A 14,596-nucleotide genomic window follows, 5' to 3' on the forward strand; every position below is an offset into this window, starting at 1 on the left:
CTGATTTACAAACTGCCAACGTATGCGTAAGCAGTCTAGCCGATTGGACACTAAAGAACATAGGGCAAATCCGTTTCTTCCTCGCGATGAGGACGCTACACTGTGCGCCGGACTTTCCTGTTAACGGATCATTTTATGCGTATTCATATCCTCGGTATCTGTGGCACCTTCATGGGTGGCCTGGCCGTACTGGCCCGGGCACTGGGCCATGAAGTGACGGGTTCAGATGCGAACGTTTATCCGCCGATGAGCACGCTGCTTGAAAAACAAGGTATTGATTTAATTCAGGGTTATGATGCTTCCCAGCTCGATCCTGCACCGGATTTAGTGATCATCGGTAATGCGATGACGCGCGGAAATGCCTGTGTTGAAGCGGTACTCGAGCGCAACATTCCTTACCTCTCAGGCCCGCAATGGCTGCATGATTTCGTGCTGCGTGACCGTTGGGTCATCGCGGTGGCCGGAACCCATGGAAAAACCACCACGGCGGGGATGGCGGCATGGATTTTACAGGCGTGCGGCCTCGAACCGGGCTTCGTAATCGGGGGCGTGCCGGGAAACTTCGATGTCTCGGCAACTTTAGGAAAAAGCCCATTCTTCGTGATTGAAGCCGACGAGTATGACTGCGCCTTCTTCGACAAGCGTTCCAAATTCGTGCATTACTGCCCGCGCACGCTGATCCTCAACAACCTTGAGTTTGATCACGCGGATATTTTTGACGATCTGAAAGCGATCCAGCGCCAGTTCCACCATCTGGTGCGGATCGTCCCAGGCCAGGGCAAAATCCTGATGCCGGATCACGACGTCAACATCAAGCAGGTGATGGCGATGGGCTGCTGGAGCGAACAGGAAACCGTTGGCGACTCCGGTCACTGGCAGGCGAAAAAGCTGACGCCGGACGCCTCACGTTGGGAAGTCTGGCTGGACGGTGAGCGCGTGGCGGAAGTGAACTGGGCGCTGGTGGGCGAACACAACATGCATAACGGCATGATGGCGATCGCCGCCGCACGTCACGTCGGCATTAAACCGGAGGATGCCGGTCTGGCGCTGAACGACTTTATCAACGCCCGTCGCCGCCTGGAACTGCGCGGTGAAGCCAACGGCGTCAAAGTCTATGACGACTTTGCCCATCACCCAACGGCGATCCTCGCTACCATGACCGCCTTACGCAGCAAGGTTGGCGGCACCGCCCGTATTCTGGCCGTACTGGAACCGCGTTCTAATACCATGAAAATGGGCATCAGTAAGGACGACCTGGCGCCGGCGCTGGCGCGTGCGGATGAAGTGTTCCTACTGCAGCCGCACCATATTCCGTGGCAGGTTTCAGAAGTGGCGGAAGCCTGCTCGCAGCCGGCGCACTGGAGCCCGGATGTGGATGTGCTGGTTGAGATGATTGTGAAAGTGGCGCAGCCGGGCGACACCATTCTGGTGATGAGCAACGGTGGCTTTGGTGGCATTCATCAGAAGCTGCTGGACAGACTGGCGAAGTAATCAGGCGAAAACCCTGGCAGGAAAGTCTCTTGCCAGAGTTCAGAAGCGCAACAAAAGGGCGGAACGGTTTCCGCCCTGTTTATTTGGCTTCGGCAAGCTCACGCAGATACTGGAAGATCTGGCGGAAGGCTTTTGGCGGTTTATTAGCGGCTTTCTCTTTCTGCGCATTGCGGATCATCGCGCGCAGCTGCTGACGGTCGGCCTCGGGATAGAGCGCCAGCACGTCCGGCACCACCTCATCACCTTCGGCAACCAGACGATCGCGCAGCACTTCCAGCTTGTGGAACAGCGCAACCTGCTGGTTGTGACGGTTCTTCAGCTTATCCAGCGCCAGGCGGATCGGCTCTTCATCGCGGGAGCGCAGCATTTTACCGATCAGCTGAAGCTGACGGCGACGCGCTTCTTTCTTGATCTTCTGAGCCAGCTCAATGGCGGTGCGCAGGTCTTCATCCAGCGGGATTTTATCCAGCGAGTTTTTGCTCAGTTCCATCAATTCTAAACCCAGGCGCTTAAGCTCCTCGGCGTCACGTTTGATTTCACTTTTACTGACCCAGATAATCTCTTCGTCTTCTTCTTCTTTGTCATCTGGTACATCATCAAGCCAGTCGTCAGGCTGTTTGGTCATTGGGGGCTCCCTAAAAAAGAGGCTCATGCTATCAGGTTACGTGGCTACTGCGAAATTGTTCTCTGAGTCTGTTAGACTCAAATGAACCTTAATCACTAAAGAGTCAGGCAATCTGGCGTTTTACCCGCTCCAGAAAAGCCCTCTGTTAATTATATGGTAGGTCGATGAAATTACTCTCCCAAGTTGCAGAACAGCGTAAAACCCTCGAACAGGCGGTAGCAACAGCACTCGAACTGGCAAAAGTCAGCACCGATGGAGCGGAAGTCGCCGTGACCAAAACCACCGGCATCAGCGTCAGCACGCGCTTTGGCGAAGTGGAAAACGTAGAATTCAACAGCGATGGTGCCCTTGGCATCACCGTCTATCATCAGAACCGCAAGGGCAGCGCGTCCTCTACCGATCTTAGCCCGGATGCGATCAAACGCACCGTGCAGGCCGCCATCGATATCGCCAAATTCACCACTGCGGATCCGTTTGCCGGTCCGGCGGATCGTGAGCTGCTGGCCTTTGACGCGCCGGATCTCGATCTGTTCCATCCAACCGATCTCGATCCGGATCGGGCGATCGAACTGGCGGCCCGCGCAGAGCAGGCCGCGCTGAAGGCCGACAAGCGCATCACCAACACCGAAGGCGGCAGCTTTAACAGCCATATCGGCATGAAGGTGTTCGGTAACAGCCACGGCATGATCCAGGGATACTCCTCCAGCCGCCACTCGATCTCCAGCAGCGTGATTGCTGAAGCCAATGGCGATATGGAACGCGATTATGCCTATACCATTGGCCGCGCGATTGAAGATTTGAAATCCCCGGAGTGGGTCGGTGAAGAGTGCGCCCGTCGCACCCTGTCCCGTCTTTCTCCGCGCAAGCTGTCCACCATGAAAGCACCGGTGCTGTTTGCTGCGGAAGTGGCCACCGGCCTGTTTGGTCACCTTGTGGGGGCCATCAGCGGCGGCAGCGTCTACCGCAAATCCACCTTCCTGCTCGATTCGATGGGCCAGCAGATCCTGCCGGAGTGGCTGACCATTCAGGAACAGCCGCATCTGCTGAAAGGGCTGGCCTCGACGCCGTTCGACAGCGAAGGCGTGCGCACCCAGCAGCGTGACATCGTCAAAGATGGCGTGCTGCAAACCTGGCTGTTAACCAGCTACTCGGCGCGCAAACTGGGGCTGCAAAGCACCGGTCACGCCGGCGGCATCCATAACTGGCGCATCGCCGGTCAGGGCGACAGCTTCGATCAGCTGCTGAAGAAAATGGGCACCGGCCTGGTGGTCACCGAGCTGATGGGGCAGGGCGTGAGCGGCATGACCGGCGATTATTCTCGCGGGGCGGCTGGCTTCTGGGTTGAAAACGGCGAGATTCAGTATCCGGTCAGCGAAGTGACCATAGCGGGCAACCTCAAAGACATGTGGATGAACATGGTCACCGTCGGCAGCGATATTGAACTGCGCAGTAACATCCAGTGTGGATCGGTGCTGCTGCCAGAAATGAAAATCGCCGGGCAGTAATTTCGTCATTTTTGCGTATTATTATGGGGTGGCCTTTGGGTCACCCTTTTTTGTCGTGCTTTTCAAATAAAAATTGTCTTACTTCTCATATAACAAGAAGGAAATGAGCAATGCGTAGAGCCTTATTAGCCGTGATGACCGCCTCCCTGTTATTCTCCAGCGTGTCGGCGATGGCCAGCCTGGAAGACGATATGGATACCCTGAATGCAGGTTTACATACCGTCAGTAAAACCGACGATGTCGGTGAGTTTAAAAAAGCCCTGACCAGCATGCGCGGTGCGGCGGAAGATGCCAAAACGCAAACCCCGGATAAGCTGAAAGGCAAACCTGCGGACAGTGCCGAAATCAAAGATTACCACGCGGGCCTCGACACGCTGATTGGTCAGATTGACAGCAGCATGAAGCTGGCCGACGCCGGCGATCTGGCCGGTGCGAAAGCGGAAGCGAAGAAATTTACCGCCACCCGCAATGAGAACCACAAAAAGTTTCGTTAATTTCCCGGGCTCTCAGGAGCCCATTTATTTACGCCGTGACTGCACGCCTGTAAATAACGCCTTTTATCCTGCCGATATTCTCCCGCATCGCGCCATTGTCCTGCTGAACGATGGCTGAAATATCCCTGAGATAAGTTTTTCCTATATCACTGACCTCTTCAGACGCATTTTTCGCTGCAAAAAATTCCCATCAATGCATTGGCTTAGCGAATATCAGCCCTGTTCTGTGACTTTCCTCTCATTTCCTCCTCTTTTATGCATGAATTAACGATTCTGTGGCACAAGCCACACCGCTCGGTGCTATTTCCACTTCGAAGTGGAAAAAGTCGGTCTACACAGTTGCCTGCCGGAGGACTAATTTGTTTGTAACGCGAATAAACCCCGTTTCAGGCCAGAGTCCGAGCGGAACATGAGGAGCAGAGAGTGAATAATGGAGCGGTATCCGTGAGCACGACCGACGACGATCAGGCTATTCAGGCGCTGGCAGGCAAAGTGATGGCGCAGATTGCCGACCTCTTTGCGGCAAAAGCTATCGTCCCTAACGCTGTGCAGCAGCAGATGCTGGCGTCGCATGTTAAGGCCATGGCGCTGCGCTCACTGTCCGGCGAGCCGCTGCCTGAAGTGGAAGAGGAGCTGTTTGACGATATCTCCCCGGAATCCATGGCTCTGGCGCAACAGGTGGTCGATCTGTTTGGCAATTTGCCAAAAGAAGAGGCCTGGCTGCTCTCCGTCCACTTTGAAGTGGCGAAAGAAAACGACTAACTCCGCAGGGCCTGCCAGCCAGGTCCGCTAAAAATTCAACATTGAGGAATTCACCATGTCACAAGTCATCGTAGTAATCGGCGATCGTTTAGGTAAAGGCCAGAAAGTGGCGGCAGGCGTTGAGAAAGCGGGCGGGAAAGCCGTGGTTGTGCCTGGCGTGGCGGCAGATATGAAGCTGGGCGACGTGATGAAAGCGGAAGGCGCCTCTTTCGGCATCTCCTTCTGCGGCAGCGGCGGCGCGGGTGCAATCACCGCACAGAACAAATATGGCTACAAGGCGAAGCACGGTATGCGTTCCGTCGACGAAGGCGTTACCGCCATCAACGAAGGTGCCACCGTACTGGGCTTCGGCTTTATGGACAAAGAAGAGTTGGGCGAGCGTCTGGTTCAGGCGTGGAACAAGAAGCACGGTAGCTGATCGATGAAGGAACAATTCACTACCACGGTGAACGTCAGCGGCAAAGGCGACAGCAAAGAGCGCGCCTTTGCCGATGCGCTAAGCCGGGTTCAGAACACCGTGCTGAAATCGACCAACAAGGTTCTGCTGCGGATTGAACCAGAGGATGTGAAGGTGGTTCAGGCCCGGGAGAGTGTCAGGCAGGAGAAGTTTTTGTTCTTCTTTCTGGCAAGACAACGGCGGAGTTACAGCGTCGAGCTGGATATTACCGTCAACGTAACGGTGATCGACACTGACAAAGTCAGTTTCGTTTCGCAATAAAGCACTGCCTGTAAGGGCAGCAATAACCTGATTTAAAAACGTTGGCGAAAGCCTGAAAGGAAGACTGATGTTTTTAATTATTCTCTTTAAGTCACTTATTATCGGCGGTCTTGTCGGTGTGGGCGTTGGCGCCGGAGCGGCGCGCATGTTCCATGCGCCAATAACGCAGGGGATGGGGGCATTTCGTACACTGGGTGAACTGAATTCCTGTGAAGGCGATCCTGCTTCTCACTTCTCCTTTGGCCTGGGCTTCTTCTTCAACGCCTGGGCATCGTCCGTTGCAGCCGGTTCTTTCACCCAGGACGTTGACCACCGCATCATCCCACACTGGGGCGCGGCGGCACTGATGGTGAAAAACCGCAACGTGGCAGAAACCCTGCACGACCCGAAAAAAATGGCGATTGCCTGCGGCATCATCGGCATGATCGTGGTGGCCTTCCTCAACTCTACCGCCTCAGCGGTGCCGGCCGCGCTGCAGGTGACCGCAGTGAAAGTGCTGGTGCCTGCGGCTAACCTGCTGGTGAACACCGTGATGCCGGTGATCTTCTGGCTGGCGGCGATCGATGCCGGCAAAAAATCGGGCTTCTGGGCCACCATCTTCGGCGGCCTGGCGCAGCTGATCATGGGTAACGCCGTCCCTGGCCTGGTGCTGGGTATCCTGATCGGTAAAGGCGTCGAAGAAGCCGGCTGGAACAAAGTCACCAAGGTGATGATGGCGGCGATTGTGCTGCTGTTCGTGCTGAGCGGCTTCTTCCGCGGCTTCGATATGAAAGTGCTGCAGTCCTTCCAACTGGGCGTCCCAGGCTGGCTGGATATGATCCACAACTCCCTGAGCGGCAAATAAGAGGAACGGTCAATGGAAGAGTCAAAAAGCGGTTTCTGGTATGCCGACTGGTCTTTCCCGATTTTCGTCGGGTTGCTGTCAGCCGGGGTGTTTGCGGGAACGCACATGTACTACACCTATGGCCTGGGCGCGTTTAACGAAGTGGCCTTCGTTTCAATGCTGCGTTCCGGCATGGAAACCGGCGTGTATGGCGCGGTAGCGGCCTTCGGTGCCAGCTTCCTGTTTGCCCGCATCATTGAAGGTTCGCTGGTCGGGATCCTCGATATCGGCGGTGCCATTCAGACCGGCGTCGGCCTCGGCGTGCCGGCGCTGCTGCTGGGTGCCGGGATCGTCTATCCGGTCGCCAACTTTGCCGCCTCGCTGGTGACAGGCCTGGTGATTGGCGTGGCGATTGGCTACCTGATTATCCTCGCGCGTAAGTTCACCATCAACAACAGCGACTCCACTTACGGTGCCGACGTGATGATGGGCGCGGGTAACTCCTCAGGTCGTTTCCTTGGGCCGCTGATCATCCTGTCGGCAATGACCGCATCGATTCCAATCGGTCTGGGTTCGCTGGTCGGCGCACTGTTGTTCTATCTCTGGAACAAACCGATTACCGGTGGCGCGATCCTCGGCGCCATGCTGCTGGGTGCGATTTTCCCGGTCGCGCTCTGATGTAACGGCGGTTTACCCATCTCGGGTAAACCGCTTAATCGGATGTCATCCCATCCGGTGCAAGAAGGAGTTTGTTATGTATGACCTGATTATTCGCCGTGCACGCCTTGCCGATGGCAGCGTGACGGATATCGCCCTGCAGGACGGCAAAATCGCCGCGCTGGGGGAGGTGACGGGCACGGCCACTGCCGAGCGCGATCTGGCCGGACGTTACTGGCTGAGCGCAGGCTGGATTGATTCCCACGTTCACTGCTACCCGAAATCCCCGATTTATCATGACGAAGCGGATCGCATTGGCGTTGATACCGGCGTCACCACCGTCGTCGATGCCGGCAGCACCGGCGCTGACGATGTTGACGAGTTTTACCGCCTGACCCGCAGCGCCAATACCCAGGTGTATGCCTTGCTGAACATTGCCCGCACCGGGATTGTGACGCAAAACGAACTGGCCGATATGACCCAGATTGATAAGGTTGGCGTGCGCGATGCGGTGCAGCGTTTACCGGCCTTCATCATCGGTATTAAGGCGCGTATGAGCAGCAGCGTGGTCGGTGCCAACGGCATCAAACCCTTGCTCCGCGCCAAAGAGATCCAGCATGAGATTGGCGATCTGCCGCTGATGGTGCATATCGGCAACAATCCGCCCGATCTGGATGAAATTGCCGATCTGCTGACCCGTGGCGACATCATCACCCACTGCTACAACGGCAAGCCAAACCGCATCCTCACCCCCGCCGGCGAGCTGCGTGCGTCGGTCAGCCGCGCCATCCAACGCGGCGTGCGTCTGGATGTCGGCCACGGCAGCGCCAGCTTCAGCTTTGACGTGGCCCGCGTGGCGATTGCACGGGGCATTTTGCCGCACAGCATCAGCTCCGATATCTATTGCCGCAACCGCCTGAACGGCCCGGTGTATAGCCTGGCCCACGTGATGTCCAAATTCTTTAATGTCGGCATGACCCTGCCGCAGATTATCGACTGTGTGACCGTTAACGCGGCGGAAGGCCTGCGTCTGCACAGCAAAGGGCGGCTGGAAGTGGGAAGGGATGCCGACCTGACTATTTTTGACGTCAAAGAGGAAACTTGCCTGTTTACCGACTCCGAAGGGCTGTCAGTTTCGGGTGAGAAGCAGCTGGTACCACTGGCCGCCGTGGTTGGCGGTCAGTGGTTCATTACCGACGAAGGGAAAAAGAATCATGTCTTCGATTTATGAAAAATACGGCTTAAAGCAGGTCATTAACGCCTCTGGCCGCATGACTATCCTCGGGGTGTCTACGCCCAGTGCCGACGTGGTTGAGACGGTCAACTATGGCCTGAATCACTATTTCGAAATGAAAGACCTGGTGAACAAAACCGGGGCTTACATTGCCAACCTGCTCGGCTGTGAAGATGCCGTGGTGGTCTCCTGCGCCTCTGCCGGGATCGCGCAGTCCGTGGCGGCAGTGATCGTGAAAGACGACGACTGGCTGCTGGAAAACCTGCACGCCACGCCGCTGATTGTGCCGCACGACATAGTGGTGCCGAAGGGCCATAACGTCAATTTCGGTGCGCCGGTAGGCACCATGGTGGCGATGGGCGGTGGACGCCTGGTGGAGGCTGGCTGGGCGAACGAATGCTCCGCCGATCAGCTTTCTGCGGCGATCACGCCACAGACCGCGGCCATTATGTATATCAAGTCTCACCACTGCGTGCAGAAGAGCCATCTCAGCGTTGAGCAGGCAGCCGTCGTCGCCCGTAAACACGGGGTTCCACTGATTGTGGATGCCGCCGCCGAAGAAGATTTGCAGTGCTACTACCAGTACGGTGCCGATCTGGTGATTTACAGCGGTGCGAAAGCGATTGAAGGGCCAACCAGCGGGCTGGTGATGGGCCGTAAGCAGTACGTTGAGTGGGTTAAACGCCAGTCGATGGGGATCGGCCGCGCGATGAAGGTCGGCAAAGAGGGCATTCTTGGCCTGACCCAGGCGATTGAAAACTATCTGGTCAACGAGAAAGTCTCGGGTGCGCAGATGGTGGAAAAAATGACGCCGTTTATCAACAGCCTGAACTCGCTGAATGGCATCACTTCGCGCGTGGTCTGGGATGCGGCGGGCCGTGATATCGCCCGTACCGAAATTCATTTCGATGAGGCGGTGATTGGCCACACCACCGGCGAGCTGGTGCAGGCGCTGAAAACCGGCGTCATCGCCATCTACTTCCGCGGCTATAAGGCCAACGAAGGCATCGTCGAAGTGGATGTGCGCAGCGTCTCGCCAGAGCAGCTCAACACCATCTATCTGTGCATTAAAGCCCTATTAGCAGGAGAGAAATAAGCATGACGCTGACCCCGAAATTTTATAAAGACCGCGTATGTCTGAACGTGCTGGCCGGTTCGAAAGAGAATGCCCGTGAGATCTGGCAGGCGGCGGAAGGCCATGTGCTGGTGGGCGTACTGTCCAAAAACTACGACAGCGTGGCCAGCGCGGTGAGCGATATGCGTGAGTACGCGGCGCTGATCGATAACGCGCTGTCGGTGGGGCTGGGTGCCGGCGATCCGAACCAGTCGGCGATGGTCAGCGCCATCTCCGCTGAGATCCAGCCGCAGCACGTGAATCAGGTATTCACCGGGGCCGCCACCAGCCGCGCCTTGCTGGGACAGGATCAGACCGTGGTCAACGCGCTGATCTCGCCCACCGGCAAGGTCGGCTTGGTTAAAATCTCCACCGGCCCGCTGAGTTCCAAAGCCGCCGATGCGATTGTCCCGGTAGAAACCGCCATCGCCCTGCTGAAAGATATGGGTGCCAGCTCGGTGAAATACTTCCCGATGGGCGGCCTGAAATCGATCGACGAATTCAAGGCGGTTGCTAAAGCCTGTGCAGAACAGGACTTCTGGCTGGAGCCGACCGGCGGCATCGATCTGGAGAACTACGAAGCGATCCTGCAGATCGCGCTGGATGCCGGCGTACCGAAGATCATTCCGCATATTTACAGCTCAATCATCGATAAAGAGAGCGGTAATACCCGTCCGGCCGATGTCAGCACGCTGCTGGCGATGACCAAAAAGTTGGTCGGTTAAGTGCTCACGGCGGGCGTTCTGCCCGCCGCTTCTGTAGTCCCCTGACATTTCTTTGCGAGGAACACCATGCGTAACTGGTCTTTGATCTCTGCCGTGTCTGTCGCGTTGATGGCGACGGTTCCCCTGGTGGCACAGGCGCAGTTTGCCTGGGTCGGCACCTATAATCCCAATGGTGAAGGCCTTTACCGCTTCCAGGTTAACCCGGCCGACGGCGCGCTGAGTGGCAAAACGCTGGTCAGCCAGCTGGCCAATCCGGCGCAGCTGACGGCGGATGCCAAAGGCAAGACGCTGTATGTTGCCAGCGAGAGCGAGAAGGGCGTGGTGGTGGCGTATGCCATTGCCGCAGATGGCAGTCTGAGCAAGCTGAATGAAGTCAGTACCCACGGTGCAGGACCGGTTTACCTGTCGCTGACGCCAGACGGTAAATTCCTGCTGGTCGCCAACTATGTCAGCGGCAGCAAAGCGGTGCTGCCGGTGCTGGCCGATGGTCGCCTGGCGGAGGCCAGCGACACGCAGCAGGATCAGGGACCGGCAGGCGCCGCCAAACCGGCAGCCGCCGTTGAGGGCAGCTTTGCGGTCAGCGATCATAACGGCCCGCATGCCCATATGATCGCCACCGATCTGAGCGGTAAGTTTGTCTTCTCCACCGATCTGGGGCTGGATCGTATCTATCAGTACCGACTCAGTGCCGATGGCAAGCTGCAGCCGAATACGCCGGCCTGGATCCCGGCTTCGTCAGCCGGTGCCGGACCCCGCCACTTTGTCTTCCATCCCGACGGTCATTCGGTTTATTTGATCAACGAAGAAGCCTCGACGCTGACTCACTATCTGCTGAACCGCAAAACGGGTACGCTTAGCGAAGCGGCGACCGTCCCGGCGCTGCCTGCGGGCTACAAGGGCACCAGCTTTGCCGCTGGCCTTGTGATCGATAAGGCCGGGAAAAACCTCTATGTCGCCAATCGCCTGCATAACAGCATTGCGCATTTCGCCATCGAGGCCAACGGCACGCTGACGCAGAAAGACGATGTCTGGACGCGCGGCGATTACACGCGCACCTTGACGCTGTCTCCAGATGGTAAGACTCTGTATGCCATGAATCAGCGCAGCGATAACATCACCCGTTTCAAGGTGGATCCCGCGAATGGCGCCCTGTCGTTTACCAACGACTACACCGCGGTTGGGGCTCCGTCTCAACTGGTGTTAACGCCGTAATTATTCAGGGGCCGACGCTGTTCGGCCCTCTGCTTCCGCCCCGCAATCACAGGATAAAGAGTGAGATTCCCAAACCAACGCCTTGCCCAACTGTTCGATCTGCTTCAAAACGAGACGTTGCCTCAGGATGAACTGGCGCGACGTTTTGACGTTTCCACCCGCACCGTCCGCACCGATATCACCACCCTGAATGAGCTGCTGGCCGATCACGGCGTCCGTCTGGTGTTAAACCGGGGCGAGGGCTATCAGCTGAAAGTGGATGATGAGGCGCTTTACCGCCAGCTGCAGGATCAGTCACCGTCACATCTCCGCGTGCCGCGCACCTCCGCCGCCCGCGTACACTATCTGTTAACCCGTTTTCTCACTTCAGCTTTTTCCCTGAAGCTGGAAGATCTGGCTGATGAGTGGTTTGTCAGCCGCGCCACGCTACAAAGTGATATGGCTGAAGTGAGAGAGTGGCTGGGGCGTTACCAGCTGGCGATTGAAACCAAGCCGCGTTACGGCATGAAGCTGTTTGGCAGCGAAGTGGCGATGCGTACCTGCCTGACCGATCTGCTGTATAAAATCGCCCAGGAAGACAGCGAAGATCCGTTGTTGAATCTGGAAGCGCTGAACAGCGGCATGTTAGGCACGCTGCAGCCGTTGCTGCATCAGTGCTTCAGCCGCTTCCATATCCGCATGACCGATGACAGCGAGTTCTATCTGCGGCTGTATTGCGCGGTCGCGGTCAGGCGCATCAGCGAAGGCTATCCGCTGTCTGATTTCAGCGCGGAAGACGTCGATGAAGACGTGCGCGATGCGGCGCGGCATATCATCAACCTGATGCGGCCAATCACCGGCAAGGCGATCTCGCCGTCGGAAGAGGCCTATCTGCGGGTGAATATCGCGGCACGGCGCGTCGAGGAGATTGCGCCCAGCGCCATCAGCCCGGACGACGGTGAGGCGCTGGTGGATTACATCCTCAGCTATATCAACAGCCACTACAATTTCAACCTGCAGAACGATCCCCAACTCCGCGCTGACCTGCTGACGCACATCAAAACCATGATCACCCGCGTTCGCTATCAGATAAATATTCCCAATCCGCTGCTGGCCAATATCAAACAGCACTACCCGATGGCGTATGACGTCACGCTGGCTGCGGTCTCCAGCTGGGGCAAGTACACGCCTTATGTGATCAGCGAAAACGAGATTGGCTTCCTGGTGCTGCATATCGGCGTCGGTCTGGAACGCCATTACAACGTCGGCTATCAGCGGCATCCGCAGATCCTGCTGGTTTGCGACACCGGCAATTCGACGGTGCGGATGATCCAGGCGATGCTGACGCGGAAATATCCGCAAATCGTCCTCAGTCATATCGTCTCGCTGCGGGAGTACGAACAGAAGCAGAGCATCGAGGAAGATTTTGTCATTTCTACCGCGCGGCTGAGCGAGAAGGATAAGCCGGTGGTGGTGATGTCGCCGTTCCCGACGGAATACCAGCTGGAGCAGATTGGTAAGCTGGTGCTGGTGGATCGCACCCGGCCTTATATGCTGGAAAAATACTTCGATGCCAGCCACTTCCGCATCATCGACCAGCCGATGACCCAGGCCGAACTGTTCCAGACCCTGTGCCAGCAGCTGGAGCAGGAAGGGGTGGTCGACAGCGATTTCTGGCCGTCGGTGGAAGAGCGTGAAGCGATCGTCAGCACCATGCTGGGCGAGGGCATCGCACTGCCGCACTCCCTTGGCCTGCTGGCGAAGAAAACCGTGGTGTACACCGTGCTGGCCCCACAGGGCATTGCCTGGGGAGAAGAGACCGCCCACGTCATTTTTCTGCTGGCGATCAGCAAAACGGAATACGAAGAGGCGATGGCGATCTACGATCTGTTCGTTACTTTTATGCGCGAAAGGGCGATGACCCGGCTGCGGGACAGTGGCGATTTTGCCAGTTTTAAAGCGGTGGCGATGGACTGTTTAAGTCGGTTGTAGCGGCAAGGAAGGCAGGAATAAAGTCCGCCCGTGCAGAGGGTTGCACGGGCGGTTAGCGTTTACTTAAGAATAGTAAAGGCGGTGGTGACGTGCTTCACGCCGCTCACCCGGCTGGCAATATCAGCCGCGCTTTTCGCTTCAGTATCGGTCACCAGTCCCAGCAGGAACACTTCGCCGTTCTCGGTTGTCACCTTCACATTGGACGATTTCACCTGGTCGCTGGACAGCAACTGCGAGCGTACCTTGGTGGTGATCCAGGTATCCGAAGAGGCGGTGCCGAAGCTGGCTTTGTCGCCGGTACGAATTTCGTTATACACCTCATTCGCGCCGTCGACACCCATGGTGATCTGCTTCGCACGGCTGGCGATATCCGCCGTTGGCGACTGGCCGGTCAGCAGGACTTTGCCCTGATAGGCCGTGGCGACGATATGGGCGTCATTTTTAATCTGCTGGTCTTTGCCAAGCGCATTGCTGACGCGCAGCTCGAGCGTGCTGTCGTCTACCTGAGTCCCAACGGTACGTGGGTCAGTGGCGGATTTGGTCGCTACCGCTGCACTGCCAATCACCGCAGCCACACAGCCCTGTAACATCAGCGCGGTCAGTACCACGGCCAGAGTTGGTAATACCTTCATTTAAGCTCCTTTAAACGTCCTGGTGGGGAAACAAGGTGTTATCGATTAAATCGCACAGGCAATTCACGGTTAACATGTGCATTTCCTGAATCCTCGCGCTTCGGTGCGAGGGGATGCGAATTTCCACATCCTGTGGTCCCAGTAAACCGGCGAGCTCGCCGCCGTCATAACCGGTAAGCGCGATGATGGTCATGTCGCGCGTTACCGCTGCTTCTACGGCCTTCACAATATCACGGCTGTTGCCGCGGGTTGAGATGGCCAGCAGAATGTCGCCCGCCTGGCCCAACGCCCGGACCTGTTTGGCGTAAATCTCTTCATGCAGACGATCGTTACCGATGGCCGTCAGCAGCACGTTATCCGCACTCAGCGCGATCGCCGGCAGGCTTGGCCGCTCCGTTTCATAACGGTTGATCATGCTGGCGGCAAAATGCTGGGCATTGGCGCTTGAGGTTCCATTGCCACAGCTCAGAATTTTGTTGCCGTTCAACAGCGACTGAACCATGGTCATCGCTGCATTGGAGATGGCATCCGGAAGCGCTTCTGCCGCGGCAATCTGCGTCTGAATACTTTCGGTAAAACATACTTTTATTCTTTCCAGCACTTCATTCACCTGGTCAGTCGTTGGTGGAGTGT

General features: G+C 56.9%; 16 protein-coding genes. 13 read left to right on the forward strand and 3 right to left on the reverse strand.

Annotated features, from left to right (window positions below):
• Positions 1-135 precede the first annotated feature (135 nt).
• Positions 136-1,491, forward strand: coding sequence for a UDP-N-acetylmuramate:L-alanyl-gamma-D-glutamyl-meso-diaminopimelate ligase (gene mpl / locus EBC_RS03970; RefSeq protein ID WP_013200517.1), 1,356 nt, complete (start codon positions 136-138; stop codon positions 1,489-1,491).
• 79 nt (positions 1,492-1,570) lie between these two features.
• Here the strand turns inward: mpl and yjgA are convergent, their stop codons facing one another.
• Positions 1,571-2,116, reverse strand: coding sequence for a ribosome biogenesis factor YjgA (gene yjgA / locus EBC_RS03975; protein ID WP_013200518.1), 546 nt, complete (start codon positions 2,114-2,116; stop codon positions 1,571-1,573).
• A 164-nt stretch (positions 2,117-2,280) separates the two neighbouring features.
• Between yjgA and pmbA the strand changes: the two genes are divergently transcribed.
• The 12 genes from pmbA to EBC_RS04035 all read left to right on the forward strand — a co-directional run bounded on the left by pmbA (position 2,281) and on the right by EBC_RS04035 (position 13,331).
• Positions 2,281-3,621 (forward strand): metalloprotease PmbA, encoded by a 1,341-nt coding sequence (pmbA, locus tag EBC_RS03980; RefSeq protein ID WP_013200519.1) that lies wholly within the window; start codon positions 2,281-2,283, stop codon positions 3,619-3,621.
• Positions 3,622-3,731: 110 nt separating this feature from the next.
• Positions 3,732-4,115, forward strand: coding sequence for a cytochrome b562 (cybC, locus tag EBC_RS03985; RefSeq protein WP_013200520.1), 384 nt, complete (start codon positions 3,732-3,734; stop codon positions 4,113-4,115).
• A gap of 444 nt (positions 4,116-4,559) precedes the next feature.
• Positions 4,560-4,877, forward strand: coding sequence for a glycine dehydrogenase (locus tag EBC_RS03990; protein ID WP_013200521.1), 318 nt, complete (start codon positions 4,560-4,562; stop codon positions 4,875-4,877).
• A gap of 55 nt (positions 4,878-4,932) precedes the next feature.
• The gene (locus tag EBC_RS03995; protein WP_013200522.1) at positions 4,933-5,295 is read left to right on the forward strand and encodes an SFCGS family glycine-rich protein; all 363 of its coding nucleotides are present in this window, start codon (positions 4,933-4,935) and stop codon (positions 5,293-5,295) included.
• Between the two features lie 3 nt (positions 5,296-5,298).
• The gene (locus tag EBC_RS04000) at positions 5,299-5,595 is read left to right on the forward strand and encodes a DUF4312 family protein (RefSeq protein WP_013200523.1); all 297 of its coding nucleotides are present in this window, start codon (positions 5,299-5,301) and stop codon (positions 5,593-5,595) included.
• Positions 5,596-5,662: 67 nt separating this feature from the next.
• Complete coding sequence (locus tag EBC_RS04005) at positions 5,663-6,439, forward strand: DUF4311 domain-containing protein (protein WP_013200524.1); 777 nt, start codon at positions 5,663-5,665, stop codon at positions 6,437-6,439.
• A gap of 12 nt (positions 6,440-6,451) precedes the next feature.
• Complete coding sequence (locus tag EBC_RS04010) at positions 6,452-7,096, forward strand: DUF4310 family protein (protein WP_013200525.1); 645 nt, start codon at positions 6,452-6,454, stop codon at positions 7,094-7,096.
• Between the two features lie 76 nt (positions 7,097-7,172).
• On the forward strand, positions 7,173-8,306 hold the full coding sequence (locus EBC_RS04015; RefSeq protein ID WP_013200526.1) for an amidohydrolase/deacetylase family metallohydrolase: 1,134 nt from the start codon (positions 7,173-7,175) through the stop codon (positions 8,304-8,306).
• Entirely contained in the window at positions 8,290-9,405 is a 1,116-nt protein-coding gene (locus EBC_RS04020) for a DgaE family pyridoxal phosphate-dependent ammonia lyase (RefSeq protein ID WP_041691878.1), read from the forward strand. Before EBC_RS04015 ends, EBC_RS04020 begins: the two co-directional genes overlap by 17 nt.
• 2 nt (positions 9,406-9,407) lie before the next feature.
• On the forward strand, positions 9,408-10,148 hold the full coding sequence (gene dagF, locus EBC_RS04025; protein WP_013200528.1) for a 2-dehydro-3-deoxy-phosphogluconate aldolase: 741 nt from the start codon (positions 9,408-9,410) through the stop codon (positions 10,146-10,148).
• Positions 10,149-10,214: 66 nt separating this feature from the next.
• Positions 10,215-11,360 (forward strand): lactonase family protein, encoded by a 1,146-nt coding sequence (locus tag EBC_RS04030; protein ID WP_013200529.1) that lies wholly within the window; start codon positions 10,215-10,217, stop codon positions 11,358-11,360.
• A 60-nt stretch (positions 11,361-11,420) separates the two neighbouring features.
• Complete coding sequence (locus EBC_RS04035; RefSeq protein WP_013200530.1) at positions 11,421-13,331, forward strand: BglG family transcription antiterminator; 1,911 nt, start codon at positions 11,421-11,423, stop codon at positions 13,329-13,331.
• Positions 13,332-13,390: 59 nt separating this feature from the next.
• Here the strand turns inward: EBC_RS04035 and dolP are convergent, their stop codons facing one another.
• Entirely contained in the window at positions 13,391-13,963 is a 573-nt protein-coding gene (gene dolP, locus EBC_RS04040; RefSeq protein ID WP_013200531.1) for a division/outer membrane stress-associated lipid-binding lipoprotein, read from the reverse strand.
• A 10-nt stretch (positions 13,964-13,973) separates the two neighbouring features.
• A complete protein-coding gene (gene diaA, locus EBC_RS04045; RefSeq protein WP_013200532.1) occupies positions 13,974-14,564 on the reverse strand; it encodes a DnaA initiator-associating protein DiaA in 591 nt (196 codons plus the stop codon).
• Positions 14,565-14,596 lie beyond the last annotated feature (32 nt).

Source organism: Erwinia billingiae Eb661, from assembly GCF_000196615.1.
GTDB lineage: Bacteria > Pseudomonadota > Gammaproteobacteria > Enterobacterales > Enterobacteriaceae > Erwinia > Erwinia billingiae.